This is a genomic window from Pseudomonas persica (assembly GCF_900291015.1).
Lineage (GTDB): Bacteria > Pseudomonadota > Gammaproteobacteria > Pseudomonadales > Pseudomonadaceae > Aquipseudomonas.
In genome coordinates, this window is record NZ_OLKL01000017.1 from 15,918 (window position 1) to 31,648 (window position 15,731).

Here is a 15,731-nt window from a genome sequence, read left to right on the forward strand (position 1 = left end):
CTGGCAGCAGCTGTAGACCCGCCGTATTGAGTTCTTTATAAATAGATTCTTACGAATCCAAGGGCTCAGCATGGACCTGCTCAACGCCATTCGCAGCTTTATCAAGGTAGTCGAGGCCGGCAGTATCGCCGCCGGTGCCCGCAACCTGGGCCTGAGCCCGGCCGCGGTCAGCCAGAACCTGGCACGCCTGGAAAGCCACTTGCAGGTTCGCCTGCTCAGCCGTACCACCCGCAGTATGGCGCTGACGGCCGCCGGTACCCAGTATTACGAACGCGTCAGGTACATCGAGCGCGACCTGGCCCTGGCCGAACAGGCCGTCACCACCCCCGACAGTGAACCCCAGGGGCGACTGTGCATTGCCTCGACGTCCGCCTTCGGTCGCCATGTCCTGGCCCCCTTGATCCCCGCATTCAGTGCCCGCTACCCACTGCTTTCGATAGAGTTGGTAACGACTGATCGCCGGGTCAACCATGCGCGGGAAGATGTGGATGTCAGCCTGCGCATTACCCCGCAACTGGAAGACCAGTTGTTGGCCCGGCACATCGCCCGTATCCCGTTCATTTGCTGTGCCTCGCCCGGTTACCTGCAAAACGCCGGCGTGCCGGCCACGCCCGAGGCTTTGCGTGAGCACCGCTGCCTGGTGTTCCGCTACCCGGTGGATGGGCGCTTTCTGCGTTGGGGGTTCATACGCGACGGGCTGCGCTTCGAGGCAGAGTTTGGCAATGTATTGATCAGCGACGACATCGATGCCCTGACCCAGATGGCACTGCACGATGGCGGTATCACCCGCCTGGCCGAGTTCATCGTGCGGCCGCATCTGGCCTCTGGCGCATTGGTGCCATTGTTCGAATACAGCGATAGCGGCCAGGCCTACGCTCAGACCGAACCGATGGATATCTACCTGTGCCTGGCCGACCGTTTCGCCATGACCACGAAAGTGCGCGTGTTCATGGACTACTTGGGCGAATGCCTGGGCGATATCTGGCAGGTGCAGGCATGAAAAAACCGCCACGAGGGCGGTTTTTCATGTAACGCGTAGCGATCAGAAGCGGTAGGTAAGGGACGCGCCGATACCGTGAGCGCTGTTCTCGTACTTGGCCTGGTAGGTACCTTTCAACGCCTGTTGTGTCGGCGAGCCCGACACATTGTTGACCTTGGTATCTTCTTCCCACAGGTACGAGTAGGCAACATCGATGGTCATGTCATCGTTCGGGCTCCAGCCGGCACCAAAGCTGACCACTTTACGATCGCCAGTCGGAATACGCGGCGAGCGATCGTGGTTGTTGGTGGGTGACTGATCGACCGAGAAGCCTGCACGCAGGGTCCATTCCTTGTTGACCTTGTAGGCCGCACCAATGGCATGGGCCCAGGTGTCATGCCAGTTCTGCTCTTCGGTGATGGTCTGCAGCGGGTAACCCGCCGGTGCTTCGTTCTTGACAACGATGCTCTCCAGGCGGCTCCAGCGGGTCCAGGTGCTACCCGCATACAGTGTCCAGTGGTCATCCAGCTCATGGGTGACCGAGAAGTCCACCGACTCTGGCGTCTTGATCTTCAGGCTGGCGTCGAATTTGCCGCTGAGGCCAACAAGACCAACCGGGTAGGAAACACGTGTATTGCCTTCAAGCTTGTAGTCAACCATCGAGTGATAGGTCAGACCCACGCGGGTGCGGTCCGTGGCTTGTACCAGAACGCCGATGTTGTAACCGATAGCGGTGTCGTCGCCTTTGATCTTGATTTCGCCATCAGGGCCACCGCCCACAACTGCCGGGAAGGCTTGGCTGTTCAAGTTCGAGCCCAGTTCACCCTTGATACGGTTGATGGTCGGGCCAAAACCGATCGACACCTTGTCGTTGAAGGCATAGCTGATGGTCGGCTGGAAGGTGACCACCTCGACCTTGCTCTTCTTGCCCCAGTAGCGGGCCGCGTCACCGCTACCGTAGTCGGTGATCAGGCCGTATGGCACGTAAACACCGAAACCGACGCTCCAGTGATCATCAATAGGCTTGACGTAGTAACCCATGGGCACGCCGACGACAGGCACCATGTCACCATCGGTTTCCCCCCCGAAGTTGCTGCCCGGGCCCGAAATGTCGGACTTGGCAATGACGGCTGCGCCACCCACGGTGACCTGTTCGCGCTTCAGGCGCGACATACCTGCAGGGTTGCCAAACACAGTGCTGGCATCTTCGGCAGAAGACGAACGTCCTGCAAAACCGGTTCCCATGCCGCTGATACTTTGTTCGTTCAGCGCGAAACCTGCGGCGAGCAGTTGGCTGGAAGCAAGTGCAACGGCTACGCCGAGGGAGGCTTTGAGCATTACTTTTTTCATTATTAGAAAACTCCTTGGGATCTCCGGGGCGAAAAGCTACCAACAAATCACGCGCCGCGCCATAGCCTGGATCGCAGGAGATAGAGCGGTTTTGTAGGACAATCCGACCAAAATTCCCTTTTTTCCGGGTAGATTGTAGGACGCGTCTTAAGATGCCTGCGGCAATCTCTGATCTATGCAGGTATGCCAGGCGTGAGTGAAGTCGCGCAGGCGACCTTGGGGGTTGAAAATCTGTCGCCAGATCCGCGCCAGCGCGAGCAGGTCGTCGGCGGCAGGCAGTGGCGTGGCCTGCTCTTCGACGAGCATCCAGGCAATGGCGGTGGAATAGCGCAGGTTGACGGTGAGTTCCAGATGCGGGCCGCCGAGGAAGGCGTGCTGGCTGGCCAGGCCGCGGACCAGGCTGGCCAGGTCGGGGTCACGGGCAAGGTAGTCGTCCCAGATCGCCTGGTGACGGTGTTCGCCGATGCGGTACAGGCCATGCCCGCGTCGGTCGTGCAAGGCCGACCCCAGGGCCGACTGGCTGGCGGCGATGCCCAGTAACAAGGCTTCGGCGCTGGCGCAGTGACGGTTCAGGTAGACCAGGGTGGGTCGTATCACATACTGACACAATTCATTCGCCGCGATACCCATGATGCCCCCGAGCAGGTAAGGGCCGGACGGGCGCTGGAGCTTGGCAGCTGGTGAGTGATCAGGCCCGCCGGAAGCGGCAAGTACCGCTCGAGTTGAAGTGTAGTGTGATAAGCGTGGTGTAAAGGGCTGTTTTTAAATCGATTGCTGCCTGACGTACCGGGCTATATGCCTTAAGGCAATTACGCCCGGAGCGTTCAGGCAGGCTTGCGATGGGATGATTCAGCGCGTGAATACCGCAGTATTTGCCGCTCACGCGGTGAGCGACTGGCGGGTTCTGGCGATGACCGCCTGCAGCGGTTCACTGCGGCTGTACTGTTCGGGATACAGGCGCTCGGTGTGGCAGGCGACGCCGTGTTCGTCTACCAGGGTGAAGCTGAAGCTGCCCTTGCGAGGGGCAACGATAAGGCACTTCAACGGCGAGAAGGCCTGGGAGAGGGTGCCAATGGCAGCCTGAATCTGATGATGAGTTTGCATATTGTTGGAGGTTCCTGCTTTAAACACGGGGTTATGATCCGTGCATGATAGAAACGTTCCAGTGACGCCTTTATTAAGGGGCGAACGAACCTGACTGGAACAGAGCAGCCAGAGGGAGCGCAATCAAATGTGGGCGCATGGGCTGACTGGTAGGTACTTCAGAAGGCAGGCAGCACGCCGGGGCCAAGGTTCTAGGCCGCCGGGGTGGGATCCTGATCAATCTGTCGCGTGATTCGTGCTTGAACAGCGCAGGGCTGGCGAGTGAATCATCGAATAGGCCGGTCCTGGTTTCAGCAGCGCCACTCTTGGGGGGAGCGGGTCTGCAAGGACGCTTGAGGCCAGAATTGACTTTCAGCTTGGTACTAACGAGGCGCACCTTAGCGAAAATACAGGCGCTTGGCAAGCATTTCATATTTGCTCAGGTAAGCCGAGCAGTATGGCGCGTATTTGCCCTGCTGGGAAGAGGGGGAAAAAGGCCCGCATCCGGCCTGATGTACCCATTTTGAGCACTCGAGTGAAGGTTTATGGTGCACTTGTTCACATTCGGGGCAGCGCTTGCAACTGCTTGGCAACACGCCTCGTCAGCCTCGCCAATGCCTTGACTGGGCGGTTAAGTCAATGAAAAAAAACACTATTTTTAGCTGGTGAAAAAATCGTCAGTTTGACCGAAAGCCCCAATTCATGGGGGTTTGCGGGTTATGGGAGGGGGTTGTCCACCGAGTTATCCACAGGAACTGTGGATTGTCCCTAGCGCTTGCTCTAGGACGGGCGTGCCAGCAACATAGTGAACTGTCCGACAATCGACATGCTCCGGCAGACCTGTTGGTCATCCACTTGAAAACGTCAAGAAAAGATCGTTGAAAATTTTTTTCAATCCACCGGAAATCGAAAGGTCAGGGCGCTAAAAAAAGGGTAGAGTGGCGCGCCTTTCGAGTTGCCAAACCTGTTGCTCATGAAGTTTCGCGGTAAACACCTCGCCAGCCCCGCTGCATCGACGCCTGCGCCTCCCCCCAAACGTTTCTCCCTCAAGGTGGCCTTGTGGCTGCTCGACAACCCGCGTCTGGGTGACAAGCCGCAGGTCAAGCACCTGGCCGGACGCCTGTTGAAACAGCCGGCGCGCCAGGGCGTGGTTGTGGCGCAAAGCCGCCTGGGGCTGATGTTGTGCCGCGATTGCGGCAATGCCCGTGACCGGCGTATTGGCCATGAACTGCTGCGCCAGGCAGCCCGCGCCGGTGATCGGCGGGCGCAGCTGGAGTATGCGCGGCTGTGCCAGTTCAGCGAACCGGAGCAGGCGCGGTATTGGCTGGAGCTGGCGGCGGGGCAGGGGTCGCAGGAGGCGCGGCGTCTGCTGCGGCAGTGGTTCCCTGTCTGAGGTGTATTGCCTGCACTGGCCTCGTCGCGGGTATCTCCCAACAGGATTACCTCTGCCTTCAGGCCTGTGCGATCCCTGTAGGAGCGGGTTTACCCGCGAAGAGGCCGGAACAGGCAACACACCTGCCGGGCTGATAAGCTGCATTCAATTTGCAACAGAGCGATCGGGGTAAGCATGACAGTGGATCTGGCCAGCATTCTGCTGGGCTTGGTGGCGGGTGCTTTACCCTGCCTGGGGTGGGTCATGCAGGTGCAGCGCCGCCAGGGCGCGCGGCAAAGCGAGCAGGCCTTGCTGGAAGAGCGCCTCAATGCTGCCCAACTGGCCCAGGCCGGCTTGCAGGCGCAACTGGACGCCAGCCGTGACGAGGTCAGCGACCTCAGCGAAGCCAACACCGTCAAGCAGACCCAGCTGGCTGCCCAGGGCCGTGAGCTGGAACTGCTGCAGATTGATCGCGACAATGCCCGTGACGCCGGCCATGCCTGGAATCTCGAGCGTGCCAACCGCGAAGCCGAGCTGCGCCGCCTGGAAGCCCAGAGCGCACGCCTGGAGGCCGAATTGCGTGAGCAGCAGGAAAGCCACCAGCAGCGTCTGGAAGACCTGCAGGAAGCCCGCGACACCCTGCGCGCCCAGTTCGCCGACTTGGCTACCAAGATCTTCGACGAGCGCGAGCAGCGCTTCGCCCAGACCAGCCAGCAACATCTCGGCCAGTTGCTCGACCCACTCAAGGAGCGCATCCAGGCCTTCGAAAAACGTGTGGAGGAAAGCTACCAGCAGGAAGCCCGTGAGCGCTTCTCGCTGGGCAAGGAGCTGGAGCGCCTGCAGCAACTCAACCTGCGCTTGTCCGACGAAGCCACCAACCTGACCCAGGCCCTGAAGGGGCAGAAAACCCAGGGCAACTGGGGTGAGCTGATCCTCGAGCGGGTGTTGGAGCATGCCGGCCTGGAAAAGGGCCGCGAATACCAGACCCAGGTCAGCCTGAAGAGCGCCGATGGCGAGCGTTACCAGCCTGATGTGCTGATCATGCTGCCTGGTGACAAGCAGGTGGTGGTGGATGCCAAGGTCAGCCTCACCGCCTACCAGCAGTTCGTCGCCGGCAACGACGAGGCTGCGCTCAAGCAGCATGTGCAGTCGCTGCGCAGCCACGTCAAAGGCCTGTCGAGCAAGGACTACAACCGCCTCGAAGGCCTGCACAGCCTGGATTTCGTGCTGCTGTTCGTGCCGATCGAAGCAGCGTTCTCGGCAGCCCTGCAGGCCGAGCCGAACCTGTTCCAGGAAGCCTTCGACCGGCAGATCGTGATCGTCAGCCCGACCACCTTGCTCGCTACCCTGCGGGTGATCGACAGCCTGTGGAAGCAGGAACGCCAGGGCCAGAACGCCCGCGAGATCGCCGAGCGTGCCGGCTGGCTGTACGACAAGTTCGTGCTGTTCATCCAGGACCTGGACGAACTGGGCAGCCGCCTGCAGCAGGTGGACAAGGCCTATGCCGCCGCGCGTAACAAGCTGTGCGAAGGGCGCGGCAACCTGGTCAGCCGCAGCGAACAGTTGAAGCTGCTGGGCGCCCGCGCCAGCAAGAGCCTGCCGGCCGACCTGCTGGAGCGGGCGCTGTCCGACGAGGCGTTGCCGGACGCAGCGCTTACTGAACCAGGCTCAGATGGCGATTGAGCATGGCGCGCAGGGCCGCCGGCTTGACCGGCTTGGCCAGGTAGTCCAGGCCTGAGGCATGCACCATGGCGATGGTTTCCTTGCTGCCGTCGGCGCTGATCACCACGCCCGGCACCGGTTCACCCAGGCGCGCGCGTAGCCAACCCATCAGCCCGGTGCCGGTCTCGCCGTCGTCCAGGTGGTAGTCCACCAGCGCCAGGTGCGGGCGCATGCCCTTGGCCAGCAGCGCCTCGCATTCGGCGTGGTTGCGCGCAATCCACACCTGGCAACCCCAGCGGCTGAGCAGGCTGTTCATGCCGATCAGGATGCTGTCTTCGTTGTCCACGCACAGCACCTGCAAGCCAGCCAGCGGCTGGCCACCCTGTTCCACCGGTGCGCTTGGCGCCGGGGCAGCCTGTCGGGCAATCGGCACGCAGACGCGGAATACCGTGCCCTTGCCCGGCCACGAGCGCACCTCCAGCTGGTGCCCCAGTACCCGGCACAGGCCGTCGGCGATCGCCAGGCCCAGGCCCAGGCCCTTCTCGGCGCGGGTTTGGTGGCTGTCCAGGCGCTTGAACTCCTGGAAGATCACCTGCAGCTTGTCGTCGGCGATGCCCGGGCCGCGGTCCCACACCTCAAGCCACAACTGTTCACCCTGGCGCCGTGCGCCCAGCAGGATCGGGCTCTTGCCATAACGCAGGGCGTTGGTCAGGAAGTTCTGCAGCACCCGCCGTAGCAGCTTCATGTCGCTGTCGACCCGCAGGCGGCTGCCGCGCAGGCGGAACTCCAGGCCCTTCTCGGCGGCCAGCACCTTGAACTCGGCGCCCAGGGTGTCGAACAGTTCGTTGAGGGCAAAGGGCTTGGCATCCGGGGTGATCTTGCCGTTTTCCAGGCGCGAGATGTCCAGCAGGTCGCTGATCAGTTCTTCGGCCGAGCGCAGCGAGCTGTCCATGTGCTGCACCAGCTGGCGGGCCTCTTCGTTCATGCCCTCGGCCTGCTGCGACAAGGCGGCGGAGAACAGCCGGGCGGCGTTCAGCGGCTGCATCAGGTCATGGCTGACCGCGGCCAGGAAGCGGGTCTTGGACTGGCTCACCGCTTCGGCATGGCTCTTGGCTTCGGACAACGCCTGGTTCAGTTGCGACAGCTCATGGGTGCGTTCCGCCACCCGTTGTTCCAGGCCTTCGTTGGCATCGCGCAGGGCCTGCTCGGCCTCGCGGAACGGGGTAATGTCGGTGAAGCTCATGACGAAGCCGCCGCCCGGCATCGGGTTGCCGATCAGTTCGATTACCCGGCCATTGGGGAACAAGCGCTCGGAGGAGTGCGCACGGCCCTGGCGCATCCAGTGCAGGCGCCGCGCCACATGCACCTGCGCCTCGCCCGGGCCGCACAGGCCGCGCTCGGCGTTGTAGCGGATGATGTCGGCAATCGGCCGGCCCACGCTGATCAGCCCGTCGGGGTAGTTGAACAGCTCCAGGTAGCGGCGGTTCCAGGCTACCAGGTGCAGGTTCTGGTCGACCACGCTGATGCCCTGGTTGATGTTTTCGATGGCGCCTTGCAGCAGGGCGCGGTTGAACTGCAGCACCTCGCTGGCCTCATCGGCGATACGCACCACGTCTTCCAGTTGCATGTCGCGGCCTTCGATGGCGGCCTTGACCACGGCGCGGGTCGACGAGGTGCCGAGGACACCGGCCAGCAGGCGTTCGGTGTGTTCGATCCAGTCGCCATCGGCGTTCTGGTTGGGGTTGAATCCCTTGCCCTGGCGGTAGGCGAAGCGGATGAAGCTCTGCCGGGCGCGCTCCTCGCCGACAAAGCGCGAGGCCAGGGTCAGCAGGTCGTCGATCTGCACAGCCAGCAGCGGCTTGCTGCTGGGCCTGGCGCTGGTCTGCTGGCCGATGAAGCGGCCGGCCTGCCAATGCTCGGAAACCCGCGTGCGCGACAGCAACGAGACCCAGGCGAACAGGGTGAAGTTGCCCGCCAGTGACAGCACCACGCCCTGGGTCAGCGGGCTGATCGGCAGGTTCAGCGGGTTGCCGTGCAGCCACGCCAACCCCGGGAACAGCTGCAGCGACCAGCCCACGCTGTGCGCGGCAATCGGCAGCACCAGGGTGTAGAACCACAGGAAAATACCTGCGGCCAGGCCGGCGAACACGCCGCGGCGGTTGGCCTGCTTCCAGTACAGCGCACCGAGCATGGCCGGGGTCAGCTGGGTCACGGCGGCAAAAGCGATCTGGCCGATGGTCGCCAGGCTGGCGGTGGAACCCAGCAGGCGGTAGCTGACATAGGCCAGCAGCAGGATCACCACGATGGTTACCCGGCGTACCGAGAGCATCCAGTGGCGGAATGCCTCGAACGGCCGTTCGGCGTTGGTACGGCGCAGCAGCCAGGGCAGCAGCATGTCGTTGGAAACCATGGTCGACAGCGCCACGGCCTCGACGATGACCATGCCGGTGGCCGCCGAGGCGCCACCGATGAATGCCAGCAGGGCCAGGCTCGGGTGTGCCTCGGCCAGCGGCAGGCTGATGACGAACGAATCGGAGATCACCGTGCCCGGCAGCAGCATCTGCCCGGCCAGGGCGATCGGCACCACGAACAGCGCGGCCAGCGCCAGGTACATCGGGAACACCCAGCGTGCCAGGCGCAGGTCCTGGGGTTCGATGTTCTCCACCACGGTGACGTGGAACTGCCGTGGCAGGCAGATGATCGCCATCATCGCCACGGCGGTCTGCACCACCATCGACGGCCAGTTGATGGTCTCTTGCCAGTAGTCCTGCAAATGGATGGACTGGCGGGCCTGGCTGAACAGGTCGTCGAAGCCGTCATACAGGTTGAAGACGATGAAGATGCCCACGGCGAGGAAGGCCAGCAGCTTGATCAGCGATTCGAAGGCAATCGCCAGGACCATGCCACGGTGGTGTTCGGTCACGTCCAGGCTGCGGGTACCGAAGACGATGGCGAACAGTGCCAGTACCAGCGACACCACCAGCGCGGTGTCCTGCACGCGGGTGCCGGTGGCGTCGGCATTGGCGCCGATCAGCAGGTTGACGCCGAGCACGATGCCCTTGAGCTGCAAGGCGATGTATGGCAGCACGCCGACCAGGCAGATCAGCGCCACGACCACTGCCAGGGTCTGCGACTTGCCGTAGCGAGCGGCGATGAAGTCGGCGATCGAGGTGATGTTCTGTTGCTTGCTGATCAGCACCATCTTCTGCAGCACCCAGGGCGCGAAGACCAGCAACAGCACCGGGCCCAGGTAGATCGGCAGGAATGCCCAGAGCTGTTCGGCGGCCTGGCCGACCGCGCCGAAGAAGGTCCAGCTGGTGCAGTACACGGCCAGCGACAGGCTGTACACCCAGGCACGCAGCTTCGGCGGCAACGGTGTGCTGCGGCGGTCGCCATAGAAGGCGATGGCGAACATGATGGCCATATAGGCCAGGGCGACCACGGCGATCAGCCCGCTGGACAACGACATGAAGACTCCGAAGCAAAAAGATAACGCGGTCCCGATCAATCAGTCTGGCACGCAGGTGCCGCTTCGTCAGCGCCGACGATGGTCGCAGTGGCAGGTGGTCGCAGGGCTATCCTGTGCCAGCCCTTTCGCGGGTGAACCCGCTCCCACAAGTACTGCACAGGCATCGAAGACAGCGCGGTCCCTGTGGGAGCGGGTTCACCCGCGAAGAGGTCGGCACAGCCACCTTCAACCCCTGCGGGTACCCAGCCAGTAAAACACCCCCGCCAGTATCACCGACAACACCAGCAGGTAGAAGATCGCCCCCGGCCACAGGTGCACCAGGGCAAACCCCACCATCACCGGCCCCAGCGCTGCGCCGAGATTGGACAGGTTCTGCGCAGCGTAATACACCCCACGCAAGTGCTCCGGCGCGATCAGGTCGATGAACATGTACTCGGCCGGGATCACGATGATCTCGCCCAGGGTGAACACCAGCATCGCCAGGCACCACGCCAGCGCCGAGCCGGCCAGGGCAAAGCCCAGCAGCCCGGCGATGAACAGGCCCATGCCGGCCAGCAGCCAGGGAATCAGGCGTTGGCGACTGATGCGTCGGCCGATCAGGTACTGCAGGGCAATCACCGTCACCGCATTGGTGGTCACCAGGTAACCGACCAGGCGCGCCGCCTCGCTCGGGCTGCTGGTCACCACCAGGTACTGCGACAGGTAGGCGGTGAACTGGCCGAATACCACTGCGCTCAGCACCCCGCCCAGGGTGAAGCATACCAGCCGCCGGTCACGGGCCAGCCCCAGCGCCACCTGGCCAAAGCCGACCCCGCGCTTGTCCGGCGCACTGGCCTGCAGGCTGCGGTCACCCAGGCGCCAGTAGGCCAGGCACATAGCCAGGCCGAGCAGGGCAGAGGCGATGAACGGCATATGATCGTTCAGCTCCAGCATGGCCACGCCCAGCAGCGGGCCGGCCGCGTAGCCGACGTTGCTGAGGGTGTACTTGATGGCGAACACTTCGGCCCGTTCCTCCACCGGCAGCAACGCGCAGAAGCCCGCCTTGGCGGCGATGTCGACCACTGCCAGGGCCAGGTTGATCAGGACCAGGCAGAGAAAGAACAGCAGCGCCGAATTGCTGACGACCGCGCCGACGAAGGCCAGGGCGAACAGCAGGGTGCTGGCGCTGACCAGTGTGTGGTTGCGCAAGGTATCCACCAGGTGGCCACCATACAGGCTCAGCAGCGAGGCGATGATCAGCGCGCCACCGATCAGCAGGCCGATCTGGCTGATCGGCAGCTGGAAGTTGTCGGCCAGGTACACCACCAGGTAGGGCAGGGTAAGGGCGCGGGCGACGGTGAGGATGAAGGTGGTGGTAAGCAGCAGGCGTACGGTGTGCGGGTAGCGTTTCATGGCGGCGAGCATTGCCACGTCCTTGTTGTGGAATAGCCGAATCGGAGCATATGCCACATGGGGACTGCTTTGCAGCCCATCGCCGGCAAGCCAGCTCCCACCTTGACCGCATTGCCCTCAAGTCATGCACAATCACTGTGGGAGCTGGCTTGCCGGCGATAGCGCCGGAACAGGCTTGCTACACAACCACTGCCGACGCCGGCAAATTGTCTGTAGTCACTGCCCAGACCTTGCCCGCGCTTGCCAACCCGCGCATTTCCCATGCAGATTTGTGGCTTGTCGCGCCCGGCGCGCCTCCAATTGAAAAGCCCTCAGGACCAAGGACGATGAGTCACTCCTCGCAATTCACCTTGCTCGGCAAGCGGCGTTTCCTGCCGTTCTTCATCACCCAGTCGCTGGGTGCCTTCAATGACAACCTGTTCAAGCAGTCGCTGATCCTGGCGATCCTGTTCAAGCTCAGCCTGGGCGACGGTGACCGTTCGATCTGGGTCAATCTGTGCGCCTTGCTGTTCATCCTGCCGTTCTTCCTGTTCTCGGCGCTGGGCGGGCAGTTTGGCGAGAAGTTCGCCAAGGACGCGCTGATACGCGCGATCAAGCTTGCCGAGATCGTGATCATGGCGATCGGCGCGCTCGGCTTCATCACCAACCACCTGGCGCTGATGCTGGTGGCGCTGTTCGGCATGGGGACCCACTCGGCGCTGTTCGGCCCGGTGAAGTACTCGATCCTGCCGCAGGCCCTGCGCGAGGAAGAACTGGTCGGCGGCAACGGGCTGGTGGAAACCGGCACCTTCCTGGCTATCCTCGCCGGCACCATCGGCGCCGGGGGGATGATGTCAGCCGACAGCTATGCCACGGTAGTGGCCGGTGGCGTGGTCGGCACTGCGGTACTCGGCTACCTGGCCAGCCGCTGGATCCCGAGGGCTGCTGCCGCCTCACCGCAAATGCCGCTGGACTGGAACATCTTCAAGCAGTCGTGGGTGATCCTGCGCATGGGGCTGGGGCAGCCGCCGGCGGTGTCGCGCTCGATCGTCGGCAACTCGTGGTTCTGGTTCGTCGGTGCCATCTACCTCACGCAGATCCCGGCCTACGCCAAGGACTGGCTGCACGGTGATGGCACTGTGGTGACCTTGGTGCTGACCTTGTTCTCGGTGGGGATCGCCCTGGGTTCGCTGCTGTGCGAACGGCTTAGCGGGCGCAAGGTGGAAATCGGCCTGGTGCCGTTCGGCTCGTTCGGTCTGAGCCTGTTCGGCCTGCTGTGGTGGTGGCACTCCGGCGATGTGCCGGCTGCGGCGGCGCCACACGACTGGCTGGCGCTGCTGGGCATGGGCCAAGCCTGGTGGATCCTGCTGTCGATCGTCGGCCTTGGGGTGTTCGGCGGCTTCTACATCGTGCCGCTGTATGCACTGATCCAGGCCCGCACGGCCGATGACCAGCGCGCCCGGGTGATCGCCGCCAACAACATTCTCAATGCCCTGTTCATGGTGGTGTCGGCAGTGCTTACCATCATCCTGCTGGGCCTGGCCGAGCTGACCATCCCGCAGCTGTTTCTGGTGGTGTCGCTGCTCAACATCGCGGTCAACGCCTATATCTTCAGGATCGTCCCCGAGTTCACCATGCGCTTCCTGATCTGGCTGCTCAGCCATTCGATGTACCGCGTGCAGCACCGCGACCTCGAGCGCATCCCCGACGAAGGCGCGGCGTTGCTGGTGTGCAACCACGTGTCGTTCGTCGATGCGCTGCTGCTGGGCGGGGCCATCCGCCGGCCGATACGCTTCGTCATGTACTACAAGATCTACAACCTGCCGGTGCTCAACTTCGTGTTCCGCACCGCAGGTGCCATCCCGATTGCCGGGCGCAACGAAGACCTGGCCATCTACGAACGTGCTTTCGAGCGCATTGCCGGGTACCTGGCCGATGGCGAGCTGGTATGCATCTTCCCGGAGGGCAAGCTGACCGGGGACGGCGAAATCGATGTGTTCAAGGGCGGCGTCAATCGCATCCTCGAAGAAACCCCGGTGCCGGTCATTCCGTTGGCCTTGCAGGGGCTGTGGGGCAGCTTCTTCAGCCGTGACCCGGCCAAGGGCTTTTTCAAGCGCCTGTGGTCGCGGGTGACCATCGTGGCAGGCGTCGCCATCCCGGTGGAGGCGGCGCAGCCAGAGGCGTTGCGTGAGCAGGTCAGCCGCTTGCGCGGCAACCTGCGCTAGGGGAGGGGGTTAGCTGGCGCTGACTTTCAGGCCGACCAGGCCGGTAACGATCAGCGCCACGCTGGCCAGGCGTACCAACGCCATGGACTCGCCGAACAGGATGATGCCGGCGATCACCGTGCCGACGGCGCCGACGCCGGTCCAGATGGCATAGGCGGTGCCCAGCGGCAGCTCTTTCATGGCCAGGCCCAGCAGGCCCAGGCTGATGGCCATGGCGGCGACGGTGAGTACGGTGGGCAGCGGCTTGCTGAAGCCGTCGGTGTATTTCAGGCCGACCGCCCAGCCGACCTCGAACAGGCCGGCGAAGAACAGGATGATCCAGGACATGGTGCGTCTCCATCGTTGCAAATGATGGGGTCGTCCCCGGAATGGTCACGCGCTGCGTCGTGAGGTCGTCCTCACAGTGGGTGCCATGGTGCCCATATGCGGCCCTCTGGGCAAGCCTGTGCGGCCTCTTCGCGGGTAACCCCGCTCCCACAGGGATCTCCACAACGTTCAGACCTGTGCAGTACCTGTGGGAGCGGGTTCACCCGCGAAAGGGCCGGTGCAGGCGAAAAGTCACTTTCAGGCCAGCACCGGCATTTCATGCCAATCAGACCCCTTGCGGAATCTCCTCGCCACCCAGTGCCTCGAACAGCACCGGCAGGAATTCGGCAAAGGTCATCATCATCAACTGGAAGCTGGCATCGAACTGCTGGGCAGCCTCGTCGCCACCATCCTGCTCGGCCTGTTCCTGCAGCAGCTCTTCGAACTTCAGGCGCTTGATCACCATCTTGTCATCCAGAATGAACGACAGCTTGTCCTGCCAGGCCAGGGCCAGCTGGGTGACCACCTTGCCAGTGCTCAGGTGCAACTGGATTTCCTCGCCGGTCAGGTCCTGGCGCTTGCAGCGCACGATGCCGCCGTCTTCGGCGGTGTCGCGCAGTTCGCACTCGTCCAGCACATAGAAGCCTTCGGCAGCCGCTTGCGACTTGACCCACTCGGTCATGGTGGCAACCGGTGCGATTTTTACGGTGGCCGGGCGCACCGGCAGCGAGCCCATTACTTCACGCAGGGTCGACAGCAGGTCTTCGGCGCGCTTGGCGCTGGCCGAGTTGACCAGGATCATGCCCAGGCGCGGAGCGATGGCGGCGAAGATCATCGAGCGGCGGATGAACGCGCGCGGCAGGAAGGCCTGGATGATCTCGTCCTTGATCTGGTCGCGTTCCTTTTTATAGACCTTGCGCATCTGCTCGGTCTCGATCTCTTCGACCTTTTCCTTCACCGCGTCGTTGACCACGCTGCTAGGCAGGATGCGTTCTTCCTTGCGCGCGGCAATCAGCAGGTACTCGCCGCTGACATGCACCAGGGGAGCGTCTTCGCCTTTGCCGAACGGTGCGACGAAACCATAGGTGGTCAGCTCCTGGCTGGCGCAGGGGCGGGCCGGCTTGCTGGCCAGGGCCGCTTCCAGCGCTTCAGGCTCGAACGGGACTTCCTGGGTCAGACGGTAGGTCAGCAGGTTCTTGAACCACATGAGGGGCAATCTCTCCTTAATGCATAAGGCGGGCATTATTCTCCGAGCGGGGCTCTCAGGCCAACCCTGTCGGAGTGCCAGTAGCTGTTGCTGGATGTAAAGATGCAGGTGACAACGCTAGGTCTTTGAAAGACCTGAGGTTTTTTTTGAAAAAAGTAAAAAAAGTGCTTGCCAGGGTACAGGGGCGTCCGTAGAATGCGCGCCACACCGAGACGAAGGGTGATTAGCTCAGCCGGGAGAGCATCTGCCTTACAAGCAGAGGGTCGGCGGTTCGATCCCGTCATCACCCACCACTCGATGTTTAGCGCAGCGGTAGTTCAGTCGGTTAGAATACCGGCCTGTCACGCCGGGGGTCGCGGGTTCGAGTCCCGTCCGCTGCGCCNCAGCGGTAGTTCAGTCGGTTAGAATACCGGCCTGTCACGCCGGGGGTCGCGGGTTCGAGTCCCGTCCGCTGCGCCATATTTAACTTCCAGGGCCTACTGAACACCCGGAAGAAACAGAGAAAGCGACCTTAGGGTCGCTTTTTTTGTGCCTGCGATTTGGTGTTTTACCGAAATTTGCAAAAAGTTCGATAAGTGCTTGCCAGAGCGCAAAGTCGCCCGTAGAATGCGCGCCACACCGAGAGACATGGGTGATTAGCTCAGCCGGGAGAGCATCTGCCTTACAAGCAGAGGGTCGGCGGTTCGATCCCGTCATCACCCACCACT

11 protein-coding genes and 3 tRNA genes are annotated in these 15,731 nt (G+C 62.7%); 7 read left to right on the forward strand and 7 right to left on the reverse strand.

Annotated features, from left to right (window positions below; translation table 11 throughout):
* Positions 1 to 70: 70 nt before the first annotated feature.
* Complete coding sequence (locus FQ664_RS08785) at positions 71 to 1,000, forward strand: LysR family transcriptional regulator (RefSeq protein WP_144171596.1); 930 nt, start codon at positions 71 to 73, stop codon at positions 998 to 1,000.
* 42 nt (positions 1,001 to 1,042) lie between these two features.
* Here the strand turns inward: FQ664_RS08785 and FQ664_RS08790 are convergent, their stop codons facing one another.
* From FQ664_RS08790 to FQ664_RS08800, 3 genes are all read right to left on the reverse strand, one after another.
* A complete protein-coding gene (locus FQ664_RS08790) occupies positions 1,043 to 2,329 on the reverse strand; it encodes an OmpP1/FadL family transporter (protein WP_144171597.1) in 1,287 nt (428 codons plus the stop codon).
* Between the two features lie 147 nt (positions 2,330 to 2,476).
* Positions 2,477 to 2,959 (reverse strand): hypothetical protein, encoded by a 483-nt coding sequence (locus tag FQ664_RS08795; protein ID WP_025338041.1) that lies wholly within the window; start codon positions 2,957 to 2,959, stop codon positions 2,477 to 2,479.
* 249 nt (positions 2,960 to 3,208) lie between these two features.
* Complete coding sequence (locus tag FQ664_RS08800) at positions 3,209 to 3,433, reverse strand: hypothetical protein (protein ID WP_003257337.1); 225 nt, start codon at positions 3,431 to 3,433, stop codon at positions 3,209 to 3,211.
* A gap of 952 nt (positions 3,434 to 4,385) precedes the next feature.
* On the opposite strand from FQ664_RS08800, the gene FQ664_RS08805 reads away from it, so the two are divergent.
* Together FQ664_RS08805 and FQ664_RS08810 are read left to right on the forward strand one after the other, a co-directional pair.
* Entirely contained in the window at positions 4,386 to 4,805 is a 420-nt protein-coding gene (locus FQ664_RS08805) for a tetratricopeptide repeat protein (RefSeq protein WP_144171598.1), read from the forward strand.
* A 288-nt stretch (positions 4,806 to 5,093) separates the two neighbouring features.
* Complete coding sequence (locus tag FQ664_RS08810; protein ID WP_178090968.1) at positions 5,094 to 6,467, forward strand: DNA recombination protein RmuC; 1,374 nt, start codon at positions 5,094 to 5,096, stop codon at positions 6,465 to 6,467.
* Here the strand turns inward: FQ664_RS08810 and FQ664_RS08815 are convergent.
* Positions 6,439 to 9,915, reverse strand: a complete 3,477-nt coding sequence (locus FQ664_RS08815) for a hybrid sensor histidine kinase/response regulator (RefSeq protein ID WP_144171600.1) — start codon at positions 9,913 to 9,915, stop codon at positions 6,439 to 6,441. The genes FQ664_RS08810 and FQ664_RS08815 overlap by 29 nt on opposite strands.
* Positions 9,916 to 10,140: 225 nt before the next feature.
* Complete coding sequence (locus tag FQ664_RS08820) at positions 10,141 to 11,319, reverse strand: MFS transporter (RefSeq protein WP_144171601.1); 1,179 nt, start codon at positions 11,317 to 11,319, stop codon at positions 10,141 to 10,143.
* 314 nt (positions 11,320 to 11,633) lie between these two features.
* On the opposite strand from FQ664_RS08820, the gene FQ664_RS08825 reads away from it, so the two are divergent.
* The gene (locus tag FQ664_RS08825; RefSeq protein ID WP_144171602.1) at positions 11,634 to 13,511 is read left to right on the forward strand and encodes a 1-acyl-sn-glycerol-3-phosphate acyltransferase; all 1,878 of its coding nucleotides are present in this window, start codon (positions 11,634 to 11,636) and stop codon (positions 13,509 to 13,511) included.
* A gap of 9 nt (positions 13,512 to 13,520) precedes the next feature.
* Here FQ664_RS08825 and sugE read toward each other — a convergent pair whose 3' ends face one another.
* Positions 13,521 to 13,838: a quaternary ammonium compound efflux SMR transporter SugE gene (gene sugE / locus FQ664_RS08830; protein ID WP_023379200.1), complete on the reverse strand. Its 318-nt coding sequence runs from the start codon at positions 13,836 to 13,838 to the stop codon at positions 13,521 to 13,523.
* Positions 13,839 to 14,103: 265 nt separating this feature from the next.
* On the reverse strand, positions 14,104 to 15,024 hold the full coding sequence (gene rdgC, locus FQ664_RS08835) for a recombination-associated protein RdgC (protein ID WP_144171603.1): 921 nt from the start codon (positions 15,022 to 15,024) through the stop codon (positions 14,104 to 14,106).
* A gap of 217 nt (positions 15,025 to 15,241) precedes the next feature.
* On the opposite strand from rdgC, the gene FQ664_RS08840 reads away from it, so the two are divergent.
* The 3 genes from FQ664_RS08840 to FQ664_RS08855 all read left to right on the forward strand — a co-directional run bounded on the left by FQ664_RS08840 (position 15,242) and on the right by FQ664_RS08855 (position 15,729).
* A tRNA-Val gene (locus FQ664_RS08840) sits at positions 15,242 to 15,317 on the forward strand.
* 13 nt (positions 15,318 to 15,330) lie between these two features.
* Positions 15,331 to 15,404: transfer RNA gene (locus FQ664_RS08845), tRNA-Asp, on the forward strand.
* A gap of 249 nt (positions 15,405 to 15,653) precedes the next feature.
* Positions 15,654 to 15,729 (forward strand) — tRNA-Val (locus FQ664_RS08855).
* Positions 15,730 to 15,731: the final 2 nt, after the last annotated feature.

Coding starts and splice junctions, on each gene's coding strand:
- FQ664_RS08785 (WP_144171596.1), top strand. CDS start 71: ATGGACCTGCTCAACGCCATTCGCAGCTTTATCAAGGTAGTCGAGGCC.
- FQ664_RS08790 (WP_144171597.1), bottom strand. CDS start 2,329: ATGAAAAAAGTAATGCTCAAAGCCTCCCTCGGCGTAGCCGTTGCACTT.
- FQ664_RS08795 (WP_025338041.1), bottom strand. CDS start 2,959: ATGGGTATCGCGGCGAATGAATTGTGTCAGTATGTGATACGACCCACC.
- FQ664_RS08800 (WP_003257337.1), bottom strand. CDS start 3,433: ATGCAAACTCATCATCAGATTCAGGCTGCCATTGGCACCCTCTCCCAG.
- FQ664_RS08805 (WP_144171598.1), top strand. CDS start 4,386: ATGAAGTTTCGCGGTAAACACCTCGCCAGCCCCGCTGCATCGACGCCT.
- FQ664_RS08815 (WP_144171600.1), bottom strand. CDS start 9,915: ATGTCGTTGTCCAGCGGGCTGATCGCCGTGGTCGCCCTGGCCTATATG.
- FQ664_RS08820 (WP_144171601.1), bottom strand. CDS start 11,319: ATGCTCGCCGCCATGAAACGCTACCCGCACACCGTACGCCTGCTGCTT.
- FQ664_RS08825 (WP_144171602.1), top strand. CDS start 11,634: ATGAGTCACTCCTCGCAATTCACCTTGCTCGGCAAGCGGCGTTTCCTG.
- sugE (WP_023379200.1), bottom strand. CDS start 13,838: ATGTCCTGGATCATCCTGTTCTTCGCCGGCCTGTTCGAGGTCGGCTGG.
- rdgC (WP_144171603.1), bottom strand. CDS start 15,024: ATGTGGTTCAAGAACCTGCTGACCTACCGTCTGACCCAGGAAGTCCCG.